General features: G+C 58.9%; 23 protein-coding genes. 13 read left to right on the forward strand and 10 right to left on the reverse strand.

Features of this window, described 5'->3' with window-relative positions; genetic code table 11:
- Positions 1–3 precede the first annotated feature (3 nt).
- From J4E00_RS03300 to J4E00_RS03310, 3 genes are all read left to right on the forward strand, one after another.
- A complete protein-coding gene (locus J4E00_RS03300; protein WP_208173577.1) occupies positions 4–1,074 on the forward strand; it encodes an o-succinylbenzoate synthase in 1,071 nt (356 codons plus the stop codon).
- 206 nt (positions 1,075–1,280) lie between these two features.
- Complete coding sequence (locus J4E00_RS03305) at positions 1,281–2,405, forward strand: aspartyl protease family protein (RefSeq protein ID WP_208173578.1); 1,125 nt, start codon at positions 1,281–1,283, stop codon at positions 2,403–2,405.
- Between the two features lie 82 nt (positions 2,406–2,487).
- Entirely contained in the window at positions 2,488–2,865 is a 378-nt protein-coding gene (locus J4E00_RS03310; RefSeq protein ID WP_208173579.1) for a DUF423 domain-containing protein, read from the forward strand.
- A gap of 77 nt (positions 2,866–2,942) precedes the next feature.
- Here the strand turns inward: J4E00_RS03310 and J4E00_RS03315 are convergent, their stop codons facing one another.
- The 4 genes from J4E00_RS03315 to J4E00_RS03330 form a co-directional block, all read right to left on the reverse strand.
- Entirely contained in the window at positions 2,943–3,470 is a 528-nt protein-coding gene (locus J4E00_RS03315) for a DUF1573 domain-containing protein (protein WP_208173580.1), read from the reverse strand.
- A 168-nt stretch (positions 3,471–3,638) separates the two neighbouring features.
- A complete protein-coding gene (locus tag J4E00_RS03320) occupies positions 3,639–5,069 on the reverse strand; it encodes an ATP-dependent RecD-like DNA helicase (RefSeq protein WP_208173581.1) in 1,431 nt (476 codons plus the stop codon).
- A gap of 17 nt (positions 5,070–5,086) precedes the next feature.
- Positions 5,087–5,272, reverse strand: a complete 186-nt coding sequence (gene bamE, locus J4E00_RS30195; protein WP_410779741.1) for an outer membrane protein assembly factor BamE — start codon at positions 5,270–5,272, stop codon at positions 5,087–5,089.
- 138 nt (positions 5,273–5,410) lie between these two features.
- On the reverse strand, positions 5,411–5,860 hold the full coding sequence (locus tag J4E00_RS03330) for a PaaI family thioesterase (protein ID WP_208173583.1): 450 nt from the start codon (positions 5,858–5,860) through the stop codon (positions 5,411–5,413).
- A 350-nt stretch (positions 5,861–6,210) separates the two neighbouring features.
- Here J4E00_RS03330 and J4E00_RS03335 point away from each other — a divergent pair, with 350 nt between their 5' ends.
- From J4E00_RS03335 to coaD, 3 genes are all read left to right on the forward strand, one after another.
- Positions 6,211–6,714 carry an NUDIX domain-containing protein gene (locus tag J4E00_RS03335; protein ID WP_208173584.1) on the forward strand — a complete coding sequence of 168 codons (504 nt, stop codon included), beginning with the start codon at positions 6,211–6,213 and terminating at the stop codon, positions 6,712–6,714.
- A gap of 200 nt (positions 6,715–6,914) precedes the next feature.
- A complete protein-coding gene (locus J4E00_RS03340; protein WP_208173585.1) occupies positions 6,915–7,745 on the forward strand; it encodes a DUF3822 family protein in 831 nt (276 codons plus the stop codon).
- 94 nt (positions 7,746–7,839) lie between these two features.
- Positions 7,840–8,307 carry a pantetheine-phosphate adenylyltransferase gene (gene coaD, locus J4E00_RS03345; protein WP_208173586.1) on the forward strand — a complete coding sequence of 156 codons (468 nt, stop codon included), beginning with the start codon at positions 7,840–7,842 and terminating at the stop codon, positions 8,305–8,307.
- A gap of 16 nt (positions 8,308–8,323) precedes the next feature.
- On the opposite strand, the gene J4E00_RS03350 is transcribed toward coaD, so the two are convergent.
- Together J4E00_RS03350 and J4E00_RS03355 are read right to left on the reverse strand one after the other, a co-directional pair.
- Positions 8,324–8,584 carry a hypothetical protein gene (locus J4E00_RS03350; protein ID WP_208173587.1) on the reverse strand — a complete coding sequence of 87 codons (261 nt, stop codon included), beginning with the start codon at positions 8,582–8,584 and terminating at the stop codon, positions 8,324–8,326.
- Between the two features lie 245 nt (positions 8,585–8,829).
- Positions 8,830–9,531, reverse strand: coding sequence for an NUDIX hydrolase (locus J4E00_RS03355; RefSeq protein ID WP_208173588.1), 702 nt, complete (start codon positions 9,529–9,531; stop codon positions 8,830–8,832).
- Positions 9,532–9,663: 132 nt separating this feature from the next.
- Between J4E00_RS03355 and J4E00_RS03360 the strand changes: the two genes are divergently transcribed.
- Entirely contained in the window at positions 9,664–10,167 is a 504-nt protein-coding gene (locus J4E00_RS03360; RefSeq protein WP_208173589.1) for a metallophosphoesterase family protein, read from the forward strand.
- Positions 10,168–10,462: 295 nt separating this feature from the next.
- Here J4E00_RS03360 and J4E00_RS03365 read toward each other — a convergent pair whose 3' ends face one another.
- Positions 10,463–10,780 (reverse strand): hypothetical protein, encoded by a 318-nt coding sequence (locus tag J4E00_RS03365; protein WP_208173798.1) that lies wholly within the window; start codon positions 10,778–10,780, stop codon positions 10,463–10,465.
- 222 nt (positions 10,781–11,002) lie between these two features.
- Here J4E00_RS03365 and J4E00_RS03370 point away from each other — a divergent pair, with 222 nt between their 5' ends.
- From J4E00_RS03370 to J4E00_RS03380, 3 genes are all read left to right on the forward strand, one after another.
- Positions 11,003–12,049, forward strand: a complete 1,047-nt coding sequence (locus J4E00_RS03370) for a threonine aldolase family protein (RefSeq protein WP_208173590.1) — start codon at positions 11,003–11,005, stop codon at positions 12,047–12,049.
- 144 nt (positions 12,050–12,193) lie between these two features.
- On the forward strand, positions 12,194–12,883 hold the full coding sequence (locus J4E00_RS03375) for a metallophosphoesterase family protein (protein ID WP_208173591.1): 690 nt from the start codon (positions 12,194–12,196) through the stop codon (positions 12,881–12,883).
- Positions 12,876–13,508 carry a DNA-3-methyladenine glycosylase family protein gene (locus J4E00_RS03380; RefSeq protein ID WP_208173592.1) on the forward strand — a complete coding sequence of 211 codons (633 nt, stop codon included), beginning with the start codon at positions 12,876–12,878 and terminating at the stop codon, positions 13,506–13,508. The genes J4E00_RS03375 and J4E00_RS03380 overlap by 8 nt, the downstream gene beginning before the upstream one ends.
- A 60-nt stretch (positions 13,509–13,568) precedes the next feature.
- Here the strand turns inward: J4E00_RS03380 and J4E00_RS03385 are convergent, their stop codons facing one another.
- Together J4E00_RS03385 and J4E00_RS03390 are read right to left on the reverse strand one after the other, a co-directional pair.
- Positions 13,569–14,237, reverse strand: coding sequence for a 2'-5' RNA ligase family protein (locus J4E00_RS03385; protein ID WP_208173593.1), 669 nt, complete (start codon positions 14,235–14,237; stop codon positions 13,569–13,571).
- A 10-nt stretch (positions 14,238–14,247) separates the two neighbouring features.
- Positions 14,248–14,805, reverse strand: coding sequence for a DUF1572 family protein (locus tag J4E00_RS03390; RefSeq protein ID WP_208173594.1), 558 nt, complete (start codon positions 14,803–14,805; stop codon positions 14,248–14,250).
- 167 nt (positions 14,806–14,972) lie between these two features.
- Here J4E00_RS03390 and J4E00_RS03395 point away from each other — a divergent pair, with 167 nt between their 5' ends.
- Both J4E00_RS03395 and J4E00_RS03400 read left to right on the forward strand, forming a co-directional pair.
- A complete protein-coding gene (locus tag J4E00_RS03395) occupies positions 14,973–17,648 on the forward strand; it encodes a hypothetical protein (RefSeq protein ID WP_208173595.1) in 2,676 nt (891 codons plus the stop codon).
- 185 nt (positions 17,649–17,833) lie between these two features.
- A complete protein-coding gene (locus J4E00_RS03400; protein ID WP_208173596.1) occupies positions 17,834–18,586 on the forward strand; it encodes an acyl-CoA desaturase in 753 nt (250 codons plus the stop codon).
- Between the two features lie 39 nt (positions 18,587–18,625).
- Here J4E00_RS03400 and J4E00_RS03405 read toward each other — a convergent pair whose 3' ends face one another.
- Positions 18,626–19,606, reverse strand: a complete 981-nt coding sequence (locus J4E00_RS03405; protein WP_208173597.1) for a hypothetical protein — start codon at positions 19,604–19,606, stop codon at positions 18,626–18,628.
- A 248-nt stretch (positions 19,607–19,854) separates the two neighbouring features.
- Between J4E00_RS03405 and J4E00_RS03410 the strand changes: the two genes are divergently transcribed.
- Positions 19,855–20,907, forward strand: a complete 1,053-nt coding sequence (locus J4E00_RS03410; RefSeq protein ID WP_208173598.1) for a LacI family DNA-binding transcriptional regulator — start codon at positions 19,855–19,857, stop codon at positions 20,905–20,907.
- Positions 20,908–21,049 lie beyond the last annotated feature (142 nt).

Below are 21,049 nucleotides of genomic sequence, written 5' to 3' on the forward strand. Positions count from 1 at the left end.
GCCATGCTTCGTCTTACCTTTTCGCAGCGTGCGCTGCGCTTCAACTTTCCAGCCCGCACTTCCCGCGGGGCTTTAGCCGAACACGTAGCCTGGTACCTGTACCTGGCCGATGACGCCACACCCGGCGTTATCGGCTTAGGCGAAGCAGCTCCCCTTGCTGGTCTCAGCCCCGAGTTCGGTGCTCATTTCGGAGCAGCGGTTGCGGACTTGTGCCAGCGTTTCAATGCCGGGGCATTGGCTTCCTTTGTGGCAGCCGATGCCCCGGCGTTTGTAGGTTCGGGCCTGCCGTCGCTCACGTTTGCCCTCGAAACAGCGGCGCTCGACTTGGCTGCTGGCGGCCGACGCCAGCTCTACGCCAATGCCTTCAGCCAGGGTCAGGCTGCCCTGCCCATCAACGGATTGGTGTGGATGGGCGATGCGGCCTTCATGCGCGAACAAATTCAGCAGAAGCTCACCGCCGGATACTCCTGCCTCAAGCTGAAAATCGGGGGGCTTGATTTTGCCACCGAGCTGGCAATCCTAGCCGAAATCCGGGCCGTAGCTGGCGCCGAGAAACTCACACTGCGCGTTGATGCTAACGGCGCGTTTACGCCTGCTGATGCGCCGGCCAAACTGGCGCAGTTGGCCGCGTTTCATATTCATTCCATCGAGCAACCCATTGCTGCCGGCCAGCCGGCCGTGCTGGCGGAGCTGTGCCGCACCTCTCCCCTGCCCATTGCGCTGGATGAGGAGCTGATTGGGGTGAGCGACCCAGCCCGGCAGGCTGCCTTGCTCGACGAAGTCAGGCCGGCTTATGTGGTCCTGAAACCCACGCTATTAGGTGGACACGCTGCCGCTCACCACTGGATTGCCCTGGCCGAAGCCCGGGGCATTGGCTGGTGGATTACCTCGGCCCTGGAATCGAATGTGGGCCTGAATGCCGTAGCCCAGCTCACGGGCCAATACGATGTGCAGGGCTTTCCGCAGGGCTTGGGCACGGGCCAACTCTACCACAACAATGTGGCTGCGCCGCTGCACATCGAGCACGGCGCCCTGCGCTACGACCCGGCCGGTACGTGGGAGCTACCCGACTAGTGCAGCCCCGGTGAAAATGGCAGTTCTTTTCGCTTTATTTACCGGACCGGTTGTGCTTCGTATCCATGCTTATCCTGCGCCTTGTGTGTTTGCTGGTTTTCCTGAGCTTTTGCGGGGAAATGAGCCAGCCTGCGTGCGCTCAACGCATTGTCCAACGGGCTCCGTTTCAATTTAAATCAGCTCGCCGCCACCGGGTGCTCATCCCCATGCAGCTGCAACGCAACCTGCTGGTGGTTAATGCCTGGCTCAACGGGTACGGGCCCTTCAACTTTTTGCTCGATACCGGCGTCTCCACGTCCATTATTACTTCCCCTGCCCTGGCCGACTCGCTCGGGCTGTCGCACGGTGAACGGTTCCGGGTGGTGGGAGCTGGCGGCAGCGATACCGGCCTTCTGGCTTACCAGTCTGATAATGTACAGGTCACTATGCCCGGTATCATAGCTCCGCGCATGAGCTGGCTGGTGCTGTCCGAAGACGTACTCAACCTCTCAGGCTACGTAGGCATACCGATTCACGGCATTCTGGGCTCCGAATTATTCCGCAGCTTCGTTGTCACCCTCAAGCCTGAGGCAGGCCATCTGCTACTCAACGATTCTGCTACGTACCGGGCTCCCAAAGGCCGGAAGTGGGCGAATATTCCGCTGTCGCTGGAGCGCGGCAAGGCTTATTTCACGGCACCGGTCCAGCTTTCCGACTCGGTTAATATGTCACTCAAACTGGTGCTTGATACCGGTGCCAGCCATGCACTGTCGCTGGAGCTCGACTCCGACCCACGCCTGGTGGGGCCGGCCAAGCGCCTCCCTACCGACCTTGGCCGCGGCCTTACGGGCATCGTGCAGGGCTACCTGGGGCGGGTGCCCCGCCTGCAGTTGGGCCACTTCCAGCTACCGTCGGTGCTCACCTCCTATCCCAATTCGGGCGACGTACACCAGCGCATTGATGTGCCGCGCAATGGCAATGTGGGCTATGAATTGCTGAAACGCTTTCTGCTCGTCATCGACTATCCCCATCGGCGCATGCTATTGCGGCCCAACACACACTTCCGCGATGCTTTTGAGCACGATATGAGCGGCATGGAGCTGCTAGCCACCGGGCCCGATTATCGCCGCTTTCTGGTGTTGCGCGTCATGCCCGATTCGCCGGCAGCGGTAGCTGGCCTCGAAATCGACGAAGAGCTACTGAGCATCAACTTCCTGCCAGTTAGCGTTTTTACACTCACCCAGCTTAGCCACATGCTGCACTCGCAGGATGGCCGCACACTGCTCCTGTTGCTGCGCCGCCCCAATGGCGAGTTGCACAGCACCACCATCCGCCTCAAGCGCCAAATCTGAGCCTTGGGCGGGTCCGGCGCTATCTTTGCCCCCGCGTGGCCGGTGGCTGCCGGCCTGGCGCTAACTCATTTTACTGATTGTTATGACTGCTCGACTTTTAATTCAGCTCGCCGCCGTTTTCGGGGGGCTTGGGGTTGCCATCGGGGCTTTTGGGGCTCATGCTTTGCACGATATGCTGGTGAAAGCGGGCCGCTTCGACACTTTTGAAACCGCCGTGCGCTATCAGTTCTACCACGCGCTGGCGTTGCTGGCCATTGGGGTGCTTTGGACAGTACGCCCCGAGTTGCGCGCCTTGGGCACCACGGGCTGGCTGTGGGCCGGCGGCATTGTGGTGTTTTGCGGGTCGCTCTACACGCTGTGTTTCACGGGCGTCACCAAGCTTGGGGCCGTGGCACCCATTGGCGGGCTGCTGTTTCTGGCTGGTTGGGTGAGCCTCATTCTGGCCGTGCGCGAGCTCTAATCAGCGGCTGTACTATTAAATAAAAAAGCCGTTCGCATCAGCGAACGGCTTTTTTATGCCTTATGGATGGAAGCTAATTACTTCGTTTTGGCTTTAATCTTGGCACCATCAGCCTTTTCTTTCACCTTTTTGCCATCGGCTTTGGTCATTGCGGCAGGAGCGGCTTCGGCAGCAGCGGGAGTAGCAGCAGCAGTAGCGCCGGCTTCTTTCACTTCGCCCACCAGCGACACGGTGGTGCTGCCACCGGTGGCGTTCGACTCAATAGTCAGCACTTTGTTCTGCATGCCCATTTTGCCGGTCGAGTTGAAGTGAGCCGAGATGGTACCAGTTTTGCCGGGTGCCACGGGGTCCTTGGTCCACTCCGGCGTGGTGCAGCCGCAGCTCACACCGATGTTCGAAATCACGAGAGGCGCAGTGCCGGTGTTCTTGAACTTGAAGGTGTGGTCAACGGTACCACCCTGAACCACAGAGCCGAAGTCGTACTTCACTTCTTCGAACGTGATGGCCGGACCAGCAGTCGTGGCGGCTTTGGTAGCCGGGGCCTGGGCTTGCGCGGTGTAAGCAGCAGCAGTCAGGCTCAGAGCGAGGAGCAAGGTTTTTTTCATAAAAATCAAAAGAGAGGAAACGTTAAAGGGCCTTGGGGTTTAACAAATTTAGTGCTTTCAACCACACTCGCAAATTTCTGACCAAACTAGCCAAGCATAGCTGAAGGAACGGTGAAGTCTGCACGTAACGAAGCCGATGCGCGTAAAATTCCGTGCTTCAGGGCTGATTTAGTCTTCCTCCACTGGGTCGCTGATGAGCTTCTGCTGGAAGTTAAGCAGAAACAGCCGCTCCGACGCCCGCGTGATGGCCGTGTAGAGCCAGCGTGCAAACTCCCCCGCCAGCGGCTCGTCGGGCTTCAAAAAACCATGGTCGACGAACACGGCCTGCCACTGGCCGCCCTGCGCCTTGTGGCAAGTCAGGGCGTAGGCAAACTTCACTTGCAACGCGTTGAGGTACGGGTCTTTGCGCATTTCCTTATAGCGCTCGGCTTTGGTTTTGAGGTGGGCGTAATCTTCGCTCACAGCCAGGTACAGCGCATTGTTGCGGTCCGAAGGCAGCGCAGGGCTTTCGGTGTGCAGCGTATCGAGCAGCAGTTTTACTTCAATTTCGGGCTCGTCGGGGTAATCCACCAACCGTACCAGCGCCTGGGCAAAGTGGAAACCATACACCTCCTCCCGCCGAATTACTTTCCTGATTTCCAGAAAGTCACCATTGGCCAGAAAGCCAATTTCTGACTCTTTCGGCAGCCAGAAGTAGTTGTTGCGCACCACCATCAGGTAGTCGCCACCCTCAATCTCCTCCTCGGCATCAAACAAGGCTCGCCGAATAAGTTGGTTGTATTGGTTGGCGTTGCGGTTGGAGCGGCAGATGATGGTGGTATTCTCGTGGCCAAAGTTGCGGTAGGCCCAGCGCAGGCCGTCCTCCAGCTTGTCACCGCCCATCTTAAAAATATCACGGAAGCCCTTGGTGTGCAGTTGAATATTGGGCGCCTCTTCGCGCAATTCCTCCCGCAGCTCCGTGGCATTCACCAGAATGCCCGACTGCTGGGCCTGGCGCATCACCTGGCGTAGCTCCACGTGGCCCACATCGGCCCGGAAGCGGTGACCCAGCAGTTCGGGGTCGAGGGCCGGGCTCAGGAGCTGGCCCACCGGCGGCAGCTGCGCCGTGTCGCCGATGACCAAGAGCTTGTTGCTGGTTTTCTCAAACACAAAGCCCATCAAATCATCCAACAGGCCGTTTTCGCCGAAAGCTTTCTCGTCCGAAATCATAGAGGCTTCGTCCACGATGTAAAGCGTTTGCTCGGCGCGGTTAGGCTGGCGCTGGAAGTTGAGCCGCTCGGAGGGCGCACCGGACGTTTGGCGGTAGATTTTCTTGTGGATGGTGCTGGCGGCTACGCCCGCGTAGCCGGCCATCACCTTGGCCGCGCGGCCAGTGGGGGCCATCAGGGTGTATTTGCGCTGCATTTTGTGTAGCCACTGTACCAAGGCACTCACCACGGTGGTTTTGCCGGTGCCCGCGTAGCCGCGCAGCACAAATACCTTACGGCCCGGCAGCTGGTCTTTCAAAAACGCATCAAGCTGCGTGAAAAGTAGGGCTTGGTCGTCGGTGGGTTCGTAGGGAAAGTAGTCGCGAACGGAAGGGGTACGAAGGGAGAGCATTATTAGTAAACCGAAAATTAGTCGAGATTATTCATCTCAATCACTTTATAAGTAGCACCGAACTTAATCTGATAACTGGCAGAAGAGCCCGGCTGATGGGTGTAGTGATAAATCTGCTCCTGCTGAAAGGTACTTACCTCTGCAGCCCTCCCCATTATTACTCTGACCTGAGTTGTATCCATACCTATCCTTACACTCCTGATATTCTATGCCATATGCTTTGCAAGTATCGCTCTAGGGCTTAACTACGCATCTTAGTTATAGAACCAACAGTAAAAAAGGCGCCTATACAAGTCCAAGCTAGCCCCGATATTATCTTGAAAACACCCATGGCCAGTTGCTTAACTTGGCTCTATTACGGCCATGGTGGCACTTGCTTTGGCAATGAGCAGTTCATCGCACCACACCTCGGCTTCGCAGAAGTGCAGGCGGCGGCCGGCCTTCAATACCCAGCCAATGGCTTTGATGCGCTTGCCTACGCCGGGGTGCAGGTAGGAGATTTTCAAATCGGAAGTGACTACGCCGAAATTATCGGGCACCAAGGTCACGGCGGCGAAGCCTGCTACTAAATCGGCGAGCGTGGCAATGAGGCCGCCATGGGCAAAGCCACGCTGTTGCAGATGCTTGTCGACCAAATCCAGTTCGGCCTCGACGCGGCCGGGAGTGATGGTGGTCAGGTCAGCTCCGATGAGATGCATGAAGCGCTGGCCGGTGAGCTTGCGCCGGATACGGGCCTCTAAATCGGTCGCGTTGCTAGAAGTAGGGGACTGATTATCTGAAATGAGAGACATCAAATTGCTTAGCTTAGTAAATGCGTGCAGTAGGAACAGAAGATGGAACAAGTTTGTACCGATTTGTACCAGACACTAAATTTTAGAACTTCTTAAACCCGCGAAACTGCCTTGACTATTAATCAGGGCCAGTTTATGCGACTACAGTCAAAGGTACTGCCACGGTCCTGGGTATTGTTGCTCCCTAATGCCGGCAGTAGGGTTAGGTGGCAAGGATTGGTGCACGGCATCATGTGGACGAGTGCTCCATCTACAATTTCCTTTTATCCTTCGACGAATAAAACATTGTTGTGTATCGGGCGTTAGTCGTACACGCTACGATTTCCCCTCCATTTTCTTTTTCAATACTTATGCCCGAGCTACAACCTGCTTCCTCCGACATTCTGCTTCAGGCCTATGCTGGCAAGGTGCGCGTACGTGTGGGCGGTCTGTTGGTGCGCAACGGCATGGTACTGCTCGCGGCGCATCGCGGCCTGCTGCCCAAAGAGGCCCCGTTCTGGTCGCCACCAGGCGGCGGCTGGCAGTTTGGCGAAAGCATTCAGCAGGCTCTGGTGCGGGAGTTTCGGGAAGAAACCGGCCTGACTGTGGAAGTCGGCCGCTTCCTGCACCTGCACGAGTTCAGCACCGACAAGCTTCAGGCGCTGGAGTTATTTTTTGAAGTTCTGGCTGATACTAACGCCCAGCCGCAGCTTGGCCATGACCCTGAACATTCGGCTGGTGAGCAGTTGATTACGGAGCTAGCGTGGCAAACGCCCCGGCAACTGTTGCACTTGCCGCCCGTCCAGGTCCACCCGGTACTGCGCATGGTGCTCAGCCCCGACGACCTGTTTGTGCCGCAAACGCACTTCGTTTAATCGCGCGGCAATCTGCCTTCATGCGGCTATAGCCCTGATTTTGCTGCTATTTTACAAGAGATGTAACACCGATATGGGCCAGCCTCAAGCGGGCCATAGGTACCCCCTCCCGGCGCGAAGCATTATCTTTAGGGCCGGCCACTGGGCCGGTTTAGCTTCAATTCGTGCCTGCTACTGCTCCTTCTGCGTCATCGGCTGCCTTGCCCACTCTGCTGCGCCTGCGCGACGAAACCTTTGACCCGGCCAACCCGGGTGCTTATAATCTGTACCTGCTGGCGAGCCCCGGTCGCCTGTGCCTGGCTGTGGCCGACGTAGAGCGCCGCAAATTTGTGGCGCTCGAAGAATACCAGCTGACCACCGGCGGGGTGCCCGCGCTGGCCGAGCAACACGATTTCCTGAGCCTGCGCGGCTGGAACGCGGTGCGGCTGGCGGTTACGGGCCGGGCCTTCACCCTGTTGCCGTCGCCGTTGTTTCGGGCCGGCGATGAGTTAGCCGCCCTGCGCCTGCACCACACCCCCACCCCGACCGAAACCGTGCGCCATACCACCCACCCTGGCCTGGAGCTGGTGAATGTGTTTGCCGCCGATGCAGCGCTGGCCGACTGGCTGACCGCCACTTACGGTGCGACGGGCCGCATGCTACACCACACCAGCGCCTTGCTGGCTGGCATTGTGAACCAGCGCGGCGCAGCTTCGCCCCGCCGACTCTACCTCAATCCTGGTCCACAGGAACTCACCTTGGTAGTACTGGGCCAGCATCTGGAATACTGCAACGTGTTCGCCTGCACCACTGCTGAAGACGTGGTGTACTACACCATCCTGGTAATGCAGGAGCTGGGCCTCGATCCGGAGCAGGACGAAGTAACCGTGTGGGGCGAGCTAATGCCTGATTCGGCCGTGTTTAGCTTGCTGCGTACCTATATCCGCAACGTACGCTTTGGGTTTCGACCGGGCAATGTGCAGTACAGCTACCGCCTGAACGACGTGTTTGAGTACCGCTATTTCGATTTACTCAGCCTGCACTTCGCTTAGTGCTGGGATTGAACCTGCTCAAAGGGGCAATTGAACTTCATGCTGAGCTGGCCGAAGTATGGCCGTCTTTTCCTAAAACCTATAATCCCATCCAATGTCCCGCATCGCTATTTTTCCCGGCTCCTTCGACCCGTTCACCAACGGCCACCTGGACATTGTGCAACGTGGTATGGCGCTTTTCGACCAGGTCATCGTGGCTATCGGCACCAACAGCAGCAAGCAGCGCTACCTGCCGATAGAACAGATGCAGGAGTTCATTGCCGGGTTGTTCGAAGACGAGCCCCGGGTATCGGTGCGCACGTTCAAAGGGCTTACGGCGGAATTTGCACGCGAAACCGGGGCCAGGTTTCTGCTACGCGGCCTGCGTAACAGCCCGGATTTCGAGTACGAGAAGCCCATTGCCTACGGCAACCAGCACGTTTATCCCGGTTTGGAGACGGTTTTTTTGCTTACATCCGCTACGTTGGGAGCCGTTAGCAGCACCATCATTCGCGACATTCACCGGTTTGGTGGCAATGTGGATGCGTTTGTGCCTTTTCCGATGCCTGCCCGCGCCGAATAGGAATAGCGACGATTTCCTAACGAGTGTTTAGAGCAAGCACGCGCAGACCCATCAGTTTCGTTGGACGCTCCCGCTGAAAAACCGGCAGCACCAGGTATTCTGACTTGCCAAGCTGTAGCTGGCACCGTTGCATCAGCTCGTCCTCATTGCCGCCCACTACCAGCAGGTCTTTCACTGCCCGGGAACGATGGTCATAGGTAACCACCATGTTCAAGCCGCGGTACTCAAACCATGCCGTAGAATCGACGTGCTCCCCTTTTTGCTGTAGCGGAGGCAATGTGGGGTCCCTAAAATTCAGGGGGACCGGCCGCGAATGGCCAATTTGCTGCCCCAACTCATCGATGGTGAGACTGAGCAGGACGGGAACGTTTAGCCGGGGAGCATTGCTCAATGGTGCCGCCGCTGTGCTTGTATGCTCGTGTCGGGATTCGTGTGCCCCTGAGCAGGCGCCCACAAACCCCAGCACGAGCATACTTACCAAAGAATGTACAGCTAGCCGCATAGCCGACAATTTACCGCTATTTATTTTCCGTTGGCCGGAGCTTTGGAGGGCTTGCCGGCCATGTTGGTAAGGTAATGCCGCACTACCAGCGCAATCGAAGCGTAGGAATCGTCCAGTTTGGCCAGTGCCTCCTGAGGCGACATCCAACGCACCTCCTCAATATACTCCTCGGTCTGGGGCTTCATTAGGCTGTCGTCGAGGGACTTCATGAGGTACCAGCTGGTTTTTTTCAGCATCTTATTGCCTTTGTAGGCATAGCTATGCCAGGTGCTGGGCAGCTTTTCGCCCAGTTCCAGCTTGATGTTTGTTTCCTCTTCTACTTCGCGCAGGGCACCCGCGGCCTGGTCCTCGTCGCTCTTGAGCTTGCCCTTGGGCAGGTCCCACTTGCCGAGGCGGTAAATCATCAGCACCTGGTCGCCTTTGGTGACGAGTCCACCGCCGGCTTTGGCGATTTTAAACTGGTCTTTGAAGTGCAGGGTGATGAATTTTTTCTTTTTGACCAGCATGGTCAGGGATTTCAGCTTTTTCAGCTTTTTCACCTCCATCAGACGCAGCAGACGGTCGATGAACAGGGGACCAGCGTCGCGCACCAACACATCGCCCACCAAATCCTTCGACGTAAAGTCATCGTCTGGATTGAGTATCAGGTCGAACTTGTGCTTATACACTTTTTCGCTGAGCTTCTTGATAACCAGCGGAATGTCGTTGATGAAAATATTCATCGGGAAAAGCGAGTTGAAAAAAGACGTTGAGCCGCAACGGTCACTAACATCTAAAGAAAAAATACGAATACCAGCGTCGGCACCGGGCGCAAGATACGGGGCCGAACCGATTCGCCGGCCCATCTTTGCGCCATGACACGCATAGGCCTGCTTTCCGACACCCACGGCTACCTCGACGAGCGCATAGCGCACCATTTGCGCGGCTGCGACGAGATATGGCACGCCGGCGATTTTGGCGACGCCCGTGTAGTGGACGAACTGCAGGCCCTAGCGCCGCGCTTCCGGGGCGTGTACGGCAATATCGACGGCACGGACGTGCGCCAGACCCAGCCCTTGGTACAAGATTTTGAAATTGAAGGCCTCCGGGTGCTGATTACGCACATTGGCGGCTATCCGGGGCACTATGCGCCAGCAGCCCGCCCCCTGCTGGCCAGCCGGCGGCCCGGCCTGTTCATCACCGGCCACTCGCACATCCTGCGGGTGATGCCGGACAAAAAGCTCGGCCTGCTGCACCTGAACCCCGGCGCCGCCGGCCAGCACGGCTTCCATCAGGTGCGTACGCTGCTGCGCTTTGGAATTGACGAGGGGAAAGTAGTGGACTTGCAGGCGGTGGAGCTGGGCAAGCGCGGGCGCTAGCGCTTTTGGTAGTTTCCTTTCAGCGGAAACTGCTTTTAGTTACCTGTGCGTCCTGGCGAGCGCAGTGAAGCATTTCGCTTGCAGTAGCAATCCATTTGATTGAGTCCAGTACACGCGAGATGCTTCGCGCCGCCCGGCAGGAAGGTATAACCTTGCTTGTTGGGATAACCTAAAGCCAACAAGCCCCGCAACCTGCTTGAACAGGGAACGGGGCTTGTCGTAGTCAATAGACTGCCTGCTGAGGGAAAGCACAACTTGCGTCGTCTCGCCTTCCGAGCAAAGACAGCGAAAAACCTTACAGCGCGATTTCGGGCTTGGGGTGCTCGCCTTCCTGACCGTCTTCGTTAACGGGCTTGGTCACGGCTTCGGCGTCGTCGAAAGCCTCAGCGTTAGCAGCAGTTTTGGTTTCGGCTTTAGCAGCAGTTTTGGTTTCGGCTTTAGCAGCAGGAGCGGCAGCTGTAGTAGCACCAGTCGTGGTGAAGCGCGACTTCAACTCCTCGATGTCCACGTTCTTCAGAACGGGCGTGCGGAGCAACTCCTTGATGATGTGCTGCTTGTTGTTGGCGCGGGCAATGTTCTTGCGGTGCTTGCGCTTGAGGCGGGTAACGGTCATGGTACCGGGATGATTAAAGTCTAGGGCTTACGAAACGGAGGGCAAAAGTAGGGATTTCAGGTTGAAAGTGCAAGCCCATGAGGCATTTTGCTGAATTACTGCACATTCAGACCGATGAAATATGGGCGATTTCAGGCGCTACTTTTGCCATTCCGGCTGCTGATGGCCCCTGATTTTGCTTTCCAATTTATCTTTTGCTTCGGTCCATTTCCTCTTTTTAATATGTCTTCTGAAACCGCCTCCCTGCCCGTAATTGACCTGCGCTCTGATACCGTGACGCGGCCCACCCCAGCCATGCTGGCAGCCATGTTTGCCGCTTCCGTCGGCGATGATGTGTACGACGAAGACCCCACGGTGCGCCGCCTCGAGGAAATGACCGCCGCACGCTTTGGCCTCGAAGCAGGCCTGTTTTGCCCCTCGGGCACCATGACCAACCAGATTGCCATCAAGGCCCACACCGAACCGCTGAGCGAGGTTATTTGCGAGCAGACGGCCCACGTTTACCTCTGGGAGGTGGGCGGTATTGCCTTCCACTCAGGGGCATCGGTGGCGCTGCTGCCTGGCAACCGGGGTCGCCTCACCGCTGCGCAGGTCGAGGCTGCTATCCGGCCCGAGAACGTGCATTATCCCACCACGCGCCTCGTGTGCCTCGAAAACACCCACAACCGGGGCGGCGGCACCTGCTACAGTCTGGAAGACCTGGCGGCCATCAGCAGCGTAGCGAAGCGGTACGGCATTGCGCGGCACCTGGACGGGGCCCGCATTTTCAACGCACTGGTGGCCACCGGGCAACGCAGCGAAGACTATGGGCAGCTTTTCGATTCAATTTCGGTGTGTCTGAGCAAAGGCCTGGGCACACCGGTGGGCTCGGTGCTGCTGGGCTCGGCCGATTTTATCCGGAAATGCAAGCGCATCCGCAAGGTGATGGGTGGGGGCTGGCGGCAGGCTGGCTACCTGGCGGCCGCCGGCATTTATGCCCTGGAAAATAATGTAAGCCGCTTAGCCGACGACCACCGCCGCGCCGCTCGCCTGGCCGACGTACTACGCCAGCAGCCCTACGTGGCCGAGGTGCTGGCCCCGGAAACTAACCTCGTGATTTTCCGGCTGCACGACAGCCACCCGGCCGCTGATTTCTTGACCACACTGGAGCGGCAGGGTATCCGGGCCAGCAGCTTTGGGCCGCAGTGGATTCGGTTTGTGACGCACCTGGACGTGGACGATGCCATGCTGGCCCGTATTGAGGCGGCGCTCGGGATGGTGGGTGAGTAGGTAAAAATGGGGCAGGCAGGGCGCCGTAAAGGGCTTTCTAATGTCTGAGCCGATTGAATTACTACGAGTCGTTTGAATGTTAGAAGGTCCTTCGGCAGTGCTCCGGCTGCCCCATTTTCACCTACTCACCCACCATCTACTTCCATGAATCTGTTCATCATTGGCGATGTGCACGGGTGCTTTCATACCTTCAACAGCTTACTCGCGCACTGGGACCCAACCACCGACCACCTCATTCAGGTAGGCGACCTGGTGGACCGGGGCGCGCACATTCCGGCCGCGGTGGAACTGGCCCGGCAGCTAAGCCACGACTATCCCGACTCGACCACCTTTCTGAAGGGGAACCATGAGGATGGGCTGCTGTATCACTTTGGACCCAATGGCCCCTATACCGGCTGGCTAAGCTGGGGTGGCCGGAGCACCGTTAGTCAATACAAACTGCGGCCGAATCTGCTGGTCCATCATCTGGCCTGGCTGGAGAAACGCCCGTTGCTGTGGCAAAACGAGCATATACTGGTGAGCCACGCCGGCATCAGCACTTCGCCCAATGCCTTCGACTCGGAAAGCTATGATGGGCTGCTCTGGGCGCGCGGCACGCTTAAGCGGCTCGATGGGCAGATTCAGGTAGTAGGCCATACACCCAATGAGGAGCCGTACTTCGACCGGGAATCCAACACTTGGTACATTGATACGGGGGCTTGTTTTGGGGGCAGCCTCACGGCCCTGCGCCTGACGCCACTCGGCGAGGTGCTCGACGTTATCAAGCTGCCGGTGATTCCAGCCGATTTGCCGGATGCCTCTACGTTCACTCACATTTCTTCCCGTAATGCTTAATCAAGCTGCTATTCAGCATCTTTCGACCGCTGACCCCATTATGGCCGGCATCATTGCCAACGGGCGTGATATTCACCCCCGGCCCCACGAAGACCTGTACCTGTCGCTGTTGCGGGCCATTGTCAGCCAGCAGATTTCGACTAAGGCGGCGGCGGCCATCTGGAAGCGCTTCCAAAGCCTGTTTCCGCCCGAAGGCTACCCCGAGCCACGCGAAGTGCTGGCCCTGAGCGAAGATGAGCTGCGCGCCGCCGGCCTCTCGCGCCAGAAGGCGGGCTACCTCAAGGCTATTGCCGAGTATAACGAGCGGGGCTTGCTAGAATACGACCACCTGACCGGGCTTTCGGAAGAAGCCTTCACCCAGCACCTTACGGCCATTAGAGGGGTAGGCCGCTGGACGGCCCAGATGCTCCAAATGTTTGCCCTCGACCAGCCCGACGTGTTTGCCGAAGGCGACCTGGGCGTGCAAAACGCCATGCGCAAGCACTACGGCCTGCCCGAAACCGGCCGCGCGCTGCAAAAGCGCATGGTGACCATTGCCGAAAGCTGGCGGCCGTACCGCTCGCTGGCCTGCAAGTACCTCTGGCAGAGCCTCGACCAGGGCACCCAGATTCCTCCGACAGTTTAGAAAAGAACAGAAAAGTCCGGCAGTGCACTGTCGGACTTTCTTTTTTGACGTCGTCCCTGGTTATGATTCCTGGGTGCTTTCCGCAGCTTCTTTCTGCTTTTTAAGCACCTTTCCGCCCATTTTAAATACCTCTTCTTTTACGAATAGTTCGCCTTCCTGTCGTAGAATGGCGAGGTTATCGATGGTGATTTGGAGGTTGTAAGTTTCCTGGTTAAGCAGGGCCAGTACGGGGCCCAGCAGGTCGGGGGTGGTGTCGTGCAGGGCCAGCGAGATATGCGGCAGCCAGCAGTCGGGCCCGCTGAACTTATCGGTGCGCAGGCACAGCGGAGCCGTGGCGTCCAGGATGCGCCGGTGCAGGGCGTTGAGCGCATCGGAGCGCAGCACGGGGATGTAGATAACCGGATTTTCGCCCGGAAACACGCCCAGACCGGTGGTGAAGGCTGGAAATGGCTCGGTGGTGGCGGCCACTTCGGCCAGCACCTGCTTCAGGGAGCTCAGCTTGCGCACGCCCGCCAGCTGGTAGGTCAGGTGTGGGTCGAGGGTAGCTTGTACGTCGTCGAGGCCGAATTTTTCTTCCAGCCGCTTGATGATGGCGTTGATGCGTAAGACGTGCGGCGGGCTAAGCAAAGAGGTGATGGCGAGCATGGGACTGGTACGTTCTTTTTCGACTTCCTGCTGAATAACCGCGTCTACGTCCCGAAGGATTAGAAATTTATCGTCGTGCTGCATGGGGTAGTTTTTAGCGGGCGCTGGTCATTTGCTGGTTGAACTGCTCGCTCTGACCGCGGGGAATGCTTAGGGACTGAAAGGCTTCACCGCGGATAAGTTTGGCCAGCAGCACCAGCTGGCCGGCGTGGTAGGCATAGTGCGTCGCCTGCCGCTGGATAGCGGCCAGCACCGTATGCGCTTCTCCCCGAATGGTAACAGTACGCAGCAAATCCTCAGGTTGTAGCGACTCAAGCAAGTAGAACAGGATAGGCCAGGCGGCTTCCCAGGCCTGTTTCAGGGCTGGAATGGCGGTGGCGTCCTGCGGCTCGGCAAATTCCTGGTCGCGCTGACGGCTGGGCTTTTCGCCGTCGGTGGTCAGGAAATCGGTGAAGCGGGAGCGCAGGTTGCCCACCATGTGCTGCACTATGACGGCCGCGCTGTTGCTGCCCGGCGCGGGCCGGTACAGCCATTCGGCTTCGCTCAGTTGAGCCAGCGCACGGTCGGAAAGGGCTTTGTACTGCTGAAAGTTGTGGCGGAAGGAGGCCAGCAGCGCGGCACCAACAGCATCGGGAGAGGAAGGCTTGTGCATGCCCAAATGTAGGGCCTGCGGCCAATGTGTGCCCGACGGGGTGCCGGGCGCGAGGAGCATTTAGGGACGGGCTGGTCGGGAAAACGGCTGTTTCCATCGACTCGGGCCGCCCTGCGCACAACCCTAGCCGGGACCTTTCCCGTTACGCTACTCTTGCCCTGCTTCCCGTGTCCGAAACCGTTCGCCCTGTCAACTCCTCTCCTGCTGCTACTCCTGCCCACGGCCGGCGCTGGGGCTGGTGGCTATTGGGAATAGCTGGGCTGCTGCTGGCAGTCGCGCTGGTGGGGCTGCATTTTCTGGATGCCTGGTTGCTGAACACGCTGGAAAAGCAAGTCAACAAGCAAACCCACGGCCAGTATCGGCTGCAAATTTCAGACCTGAATACCAGCCTGATGCAACGCGCCATCCGGCTGCGCGGGGTACGCCTGCGCCCCGCCGCCCAGGTCGCCGACACCCTCCCCCGCCTGCGCCTCGACGCGGCCGAGCTGAACGTGACCGGTGTGGGCCTGCTCGCGCTGCTGCGCAGGGGCGAGGTGCCCGTTGACAGCGTGGTGCTCGATTCGGTGCGCCTCGACGTATTGGCTCTGGCAACACAGCCTACCCACAACGTCAGCCAGCCCCTGCACCAGCGCCTGCCACTTAAGCTAAAAGGGCTTGACATCAACTACTTTGGCTTGCAGCATACGCAAGTCTCCTACCTGCCCGATAGCACCCAAACCACCGTCCGCCTGCAGCGTGCCGACCTCAGCGCCAACAACCTGCTCATCAGCTCCGAAGGCGCCGCCGATTCGCAACGGCTGGGTTATGCGGAAGCTTGGAGCTTGAAACTGCAACGCAGTCAGGGCCGGGCCTTGGGCCATTCGCTGGCACTGGCCGGGCTGAATATTTCTACCGCCGACAAAAGGGTGGGGCTCGATTCAGTCCGGATTCTACCCCTCGCAGCCAGCAAACCCGGTAACCTGCGCCTCGACCTGGCCCTGCCCCGCCTAGTACTGACTGGTTTGGATGCGGCTATGTTGCAGCACCAGCATCGTTTCCGGGCCGATTCGCTGCTGGTGCAGGGGCCACGGCTGACCATGACGCCCGCCAAAGCTTCTTCGCCTAAACCGAGCACTGCGCCAGCCTTTCTGCAGGGGCTTGACGTGGCGCATCTGGCCGTGCGTGGCGGCTACCTGCACTTGGCCGGCACACCGGAGAACCCTATTATCCGGCAGCTGGAAATGGCGGCAACGGCCATTCACTATGATTCGGCCACGGCGGCAAATGGTCGTAGTGTGTTCTTTGCCAAAGCCTGGAAGGTCGACCTGGGACCCAGCCAGGCCACGCTGGCGGCCCATGCGGTAGCGCTAAGCAGCCTGCATTTATCAACCGAAACCGGCACGTTCGACCTGCGCTCCTTGCGGGTGCGCCAGCCTGTGACGGGCCAGGGCAAGCCGGGCGGCGTGCGCGTCAACCTGACGCTGCCGCGCTTGGCTCTCACCGGCTTTGATGCCGCGCAGCTGCAGCATCAGCAGCACTTTCAGGCGAAGCAGCTTGAATTAGATGGGGCGAAGCTTCTCTTCATTCCGCCTACCCAGCCGCCGCCCCCGCTATGGCAGCTGCTGAGCAAAGTAGCCTACCGCTCCGACCTGACGCAGCTGCGCGTGCGCAACGCCGAAGTCCGTATTGGCCGCTGGCGCCATTCGCCCCACATCTGCGCCCTGGATTTGACGGGCCGTGAAATCCGCATCGACCAAGCGGCCAGCGACGAGTCCAGCCGCATTGCCTACGCGCGGTCCTGGCAGGGACAGTCGGGCCGGCTGTCGTCGCCATTCGACCCACCCTTCTATTTTGCCAGCACCGAGCGGGTGAAAATTGATACCGACGCCCGCCTGCTGCGTTTCGAAGACATGCGACTGAAACCCAGCTACTCGCCCGTGGGCATGAACCTGCACAAGGGCTACCAGGCGCCGGCTGTCACCCTCAAGGTAGCTTCGCTGACGCTGGCCGGTCTTGACTACCCCAACCTGGTGCGCCACGGCGACTTCCGCCTGACGCGGGCCACGGCCCAGAGCCCACGGGTACTCATTGCCTCCGACGGCCGCGGGCCCATCAATCCGAACCTTTCGAAAATCTCGCCCGAGGAAATGCGCAAGCTGCCTATCACGGTGGATGTGCGCCGCCTTGACCTTGTGAACGGCAACCTCTACACCACTTACCGCAGCCCGCGCACGCCCATTGTGGGCACGATGAGCATTAACCGCTTCAACGGCAGCTTCTTCAATCTGAGCAACGACCGCCGCCACATGACGCCCGCCACGCCCCTTACCGGCCGGGCCACCACCTACCTCCAGAACAAGTGCCGGATTGACGCGCAGATTTCGGCGTACGTGCTCGACCCCAAGGGCCGGCACCGGGTATGGGGCAGTTTCGGCCCGGGCCAATTCGCCCTCGTCAACCCCATGACGGTGCCCACCCGGCTGGTCAAGTTCAAGAGCGGCGACGTGCAGCGCATCCGCTTCAGCCTGCAGGCCGACCGCCAGCGCGTGACTGGTACTATGCGGACCGAATACACGGGCCTGCAAATGGAGCTGCTGGGCTATCAGGACGAGGAAATGAAAAAAACGTTGTTAAAGCGCGTCATTTCAAAAGCGGCGAATGTCATCGTCATCCGCGACCAGAACCCGCGCAAGCGCGGCAAGCTGGTATCGGGCGAAATGAGTAGTACCCGCGAGCCACGCTTTTCGGTATTCACGCTCTGGCGGCAGGGCGTGGTAAGCGGCCTGTTCAACAACGTGGGTGTGCCCCAGAAGCTGGCCCAAAAGCTCAGCGAAAGCGCCGACGAAGCACCGCTGCCGAAATAGCTGCGCTCGGCATGATGGGCTTTTTACCTCAAAGGCCCAGCCCTGCTTCGGCTCGGCCACAATTCATACAACTGAGATTAGCTGTACCTTGCCCCAGCACTAGCCAAAGCGAAGCAACTGAGCCACACTAAATAGGTCTCCGGGTTTCTTTTTTCGACCTGCGAGCTAACCTATTTATTTCCTTGATGGCTATTCTCCTGTTTTTTGTCGGGCACTGGTATTTGTCGCTTTTTACGCAGACGTTTTTTCAGCATCGCTACGCTGCGCACCGCATGTTCACGATGTCACCACTGGCCGAGCGGCTGTTTTTCATCTTGACGTATGTGGCGCAAGGCAGCAGCTTTATGTCGCCACGGGCCTACGCGCTGCTGCACCGCATGCACCACGCCTATTCTGATACGCCCAACGACCCACACTCGCCCCATAACAGCGCCAACGCCTTTGCGATGATGTGGAAAACGCGCAATACGTACCAGGAGTGCATTCAGGGCACTTCGGTGGCCGCGCAACGCTTCGAGGGCGACTACCCGGAATGGCCGGTGCTGGAAGATTTTGCCCACCGCTGGTACTCGCGCCTGGCCTGGGGCACAGCTTACATGCTGTTCTACATCAACTTTGCCACGGCCTGGTGGCAGTACCTGCTTCTCCCCATTCACCTCATGATGGGCGCGGTGCACGGGGCCATTGTGAACTGGGCCGGCCACAAATACGGCTACCAGAACTTCGACAACCACGACAAAAGCCGCAACTCGCTGTTTTTCGATTTTCTAACCGGCGGCGAATTGTTTCAGAACAACCACCACAAGCTACCCAGCCGTGTCAATTTCGGCGTCAAGAAATGGGAGTTCGACCCCTCCTACCCGGTTATTGTGGCGCTGGACAAGCTGGGTATCATCCAGCTAAAAGCTCCAAGGCACCTCTCCGAAGTAGTAGCTTAGGCGGCCTGATACGCTTCGCGGGCAACGTGCTTGAGGCCTCTAGTGCCGCCCCCAGAAGCGCGGTATCCATTCGATGCGGGTTTCGCCGCAGCGACCATGCAAAACGGTTTTGCGGTAGAGTAAGCCGCGCAACGGCAACACCACCGGCCGGCTCACCCAGGCTACGCCACCCACTACCTGCCGGGCCCGGTAGCCCAGCGCCAGCCGCGCCAGCTTTTCGCGAAATGGACGCGGCTGCTCCAGTGGGTGCACTGTCATCGGCTGAAAGTTGGTTTTCTTGGTAGTTACCTGATACTGCCGGGCGGGCAGGCGGAAACGCTCATTGCGCACGGCTTTCAGCAACAGGCCCCGGCTGCGACTGGAAAGCTTGGTTTTGGTGCGAGTGGCATCAACGCCCACGCCCACTACCTGGCCATTATCACTTAGTGTAAAGACCAGCACGGGCAGCGCCTGCTCCAGCTTGCGCATTTTGCTGGCTTTTTCGCGCAACACCATGCTCAGGCGCTCATACTCCACTGCCCGGCGCTCCAAGTCCAAGTCGTCCATGTAGTTGTTGAGCTGCCGCAGGCCGGCCGTGGTTTTCCAGTGCCCCCGGTTCCGGGGTTTCAAATCGAACTGCAGGTGGCTGAATTGCATCAGCGCGCTGTTCGGCGTCCAGCCATAGCCAGTAGACTTGTACTTCACCCACTGATTAAAGCCCAATTGATTGCGCTCACCTACGCTCAAATTGTTAGGGCAATATAAATTCCTTCCCCGCAGCCCTACTGCATGATTGCCGATGCCAGCCCACACCGGCTGTGTCCGGTAGCGCAGGGTTTGCGAAAATTCATCCCACTCTGCGCGCTCCAACTCCGGGCCCAACGCATAGGCGCGCCGCGTCAGGGCAGAATCGAGGGCCGGGCGGCCAGGGTTTGGGCTGGCCGTGGCGGGGTGGGCGGCGGCCATCGAAACCAGCCAAGCTCCTGCCAGGCAGGCAACAAGGCTAACGCGGGAGGAACGTAACGGAGTAGAATTGAGCATAGTCCAAAGTTAGGGAGCCGGGCGCGTTTCGAGCGTGACCTCATTTCTGGCAAGTGGCGCCTGCGGATTAATACGCAGTCATGTAAGCACTGGCAAGGTTATGCGCAGCTGTGCTCAGGCTGGAATTTTCATCGGCGACGAGGCAAGTCGTTGGCAGGGCAATTCTGTGCAATATTTGCATGCGTTTTTGCATCAATATCTTGCGAAGCAACGTAGCCAACGCCGCACCCGGCCTTCCCTTCCTTACTGTGGCAAAAAAACGCGCCTCTATCACCGATTTAGCCAAGCAGCTTAACGTTTCTGTTTCCACGGTTTCGCGGGCGCTTAGCGGACACCCCGCCATCAGCGAAGCCACCGTGAAACGCGTGACCGACCTGGCCCAGGAACTGGGCTACCACCCCAACAGCCTGGCTTCGGGCCTGCGCCGGGGCCGCAGCAACATGCTGGGCGTGGTGGTGCCCCACATCGACGGTAACTTCTTCTCGCAGGTGGTCAAAGGCATCGAGGCCGCGGCCAGCCAGGCGGGTTACCACGTCCTCATCTGCCAGTCGAACGAAGACTTGGTGCACGAGCGCGAGAATCTGGAAATTCTGATGAATGCTCAGGTAGAGGGCATCCTGGTGTCGGTTTCACGCACCACCACCGAGTTCAAGCACTTCGAGAAAGTACGCAAGCGTGACATTCCGCTGGTGTTTTTCGACCGCATTCTGGAAGGCTACCAGGTGAATGCCGTGGTGCTCGATGACCGCACTGGTGGCTACCGCGCCACCCGCCACCTGCTGGCCCAGGGCTACCGGCGCATTGCCCACTTCAGTGGCCCGCAGCAGCTCAGCATCTACAAGCAGCGCCGCCAGGGCTACGAGGATGCCCTGCGCGAGTACGGCCTTCCGGTGCAGGAAGACCTCATCCTCGTGAGCGACATGACCATGCAGGATGGCCGCGCCGGAATGCACCAGCTGCTGGCCCTGCCCCAGCCACCCGATGCGGTGTTTTCGGGCAGCGACTTTTCAGCCGCCGGGGCCCTTGAACTGCTTCAGGAGCGGGGCCTGCGCGTGCCGGAAGACATTGGCCTGGTAGGCTTCAGCAACGAAGTTTTTTCGCGCCTTACCGTACCCAAAATCACCTCCATCGACCAGCATTGCGAGCTGATGGGACGGTCGGCCACCCACCTGCTGCTCCAGATAATGCAGGAGCAAAACCAGCCCTTTACCCCACGCCACCTGGTGCTCCAGCCTGATTTGTACATCCGGGCTTCTTCGCTGCGAACCGGGCAAGCCGAAAGCGGCCGGGAGCATCCATAGAGGCCACTTCTTCGGAACGGCATACCCGATTTTACGGCCTTCGTTCTGCCACTGGTGCTTCACCTGTGTCCGGTACTTTGTCGCGGCCAAGCGGCTTGTAGGCTTATCCATGCACTTTTCGGCGCCAATTGTTGGTTAAGAA

Origin of the sequence: Hymenobacter negativus, from assembly GCF_017571495.1 — a bacterium.
Taxonomy (GTDB): Bacteria; Bacteroidota; Bacteroidia; order Cytophagales; family Hymenobacteraceae; genus Hymenobacter; species Hymenobacter negativus.

Bases quoted from the DNA above. Each gene is read 5' to 3' on its own strand.
- J4E00_RS03300 (WP_208173577.1), top strand. From the start codon at position 4: ATGCTTCGTCTTACCTTTTCGCAGCGTGCGCTGCGCTTCAACTTTCCA.
- J4E00_RS03305 (WP_208173578.1), top strand. From the start codon at position 1,281: ATGCAGCTGCAACGCAACCTGCTGGTGGTTAATGCCTGGCTCAACGGG.
- J4E00_RS03310 (WP_208173579.1), top strand. From the start codon at position 2,488: ATGACTGCTCGACTTTTAATTCAGCTCGCCGCCGTTTTCGGGGGGCTT.
- J4E00_RS03315 (WP_208173580.1), bottom strand. From the start codon at position 3,470: ATGAAAAAAACCTTGCTCCTCGCTCTGAGCCTGACTGCTGCTGCTTAC.
- J4E00_RS03320 (WP_208173581.1), bottom strand. From the start codon at position 5,069: ATGCTCTCCCTTCGTACCCCTTCCGTTCGCGACTACTTTCCCTACGAA.
- J4E00_RS03330 (WP_208173583.1), bottom strand. From the start codon at position 5,860: ATGTCTCTCATTTCAGATAATCAGTCCCCTACTTCTAGCAACGCGACC.
- J4E00_RS03335 (WP_208173584.1), top strand. From the start codon at position 6,211: ATGCCCGAGCTACAACCTGCTTCCTCCGACATTCTGCTTCAGGCCTAT.
- coaD (WP_208173586.1), top strand. From the start codon at position 7,840: ATGTCCCGCATCGCTATTTTTCCCGGCTCCTTCGACCCGTTCACCAAC.
- J4E00_RS03355 (WP_208173588.1), bottom strand. From the start codon at position 9,531: ATGAATATTTTCATCAACGACATTCCGCTGGTTATCAAGAAGCTCAGC.
- J4E00_RS03360 (WP_208173589.1), top strand. From the start codon at position 9,664: ATGACACGCATAGGCCTGCTTTCCGACACCCACGGCTACCTCGACGAG.
- J4E00_RS03365 (WP_208173798.1), bottom strand. From the start codon at position 10,780: ATGACCGTTACCCGCCTCAAGCGCAAGCACCGCAAGAACATTGCCCGC.
- J4E00_RS03370 (WP_208173590.1), top strand. From the start codon at position 11,003: ATGTCTTCTGAAACCGCCTCCCTGCCCGTAATTGACCTGCGCTCTGAT.
- J4E00_RS03375 (WP_208173591.1), top strand. From the start codon at position 12,194: ATGAATCTGTTCATCATTGGCGATGTGCACGGGTGCTTTCATACCTTC.
- J4E00_RS03380 (WP_208173592.1), top strand. From the start codon at position 12,876: ATGCTTAATCAAGCTGCTATTCAGCATCTTTCGACCGCTGACCCCATT.
- J4E00_RS03385 (WP_208173593.1), bottom strand. From the start codon at position 14,237: ATGCAGCACGACGATAAATTTCTAATCCTTCGGGACGTAGACGCGGTT.
- J4E00_RS03390 (WP_208173594.1), bottom strand. From the start codon at position 14,805: ATGCACAAGCCTTCCTCTCCCGATGCTGTTGGTGCCGCGCTGCTGGCC.
- J4E00_RS03400 (WP_208173596.1), top strand. From the start codon at position 17,834: ATGGCTATTCTCCTGTTTTTTGTCGGGCACTGGTATTTGTCGCTTTTT.
- J4E00_RS03405 (WP_208173597.1), bottom strand. From the start codon at position 19,606: ATGCTCAATTCTACTCCGTTACGTTCCTCCCGCGTTAGCCTTGTTGCC.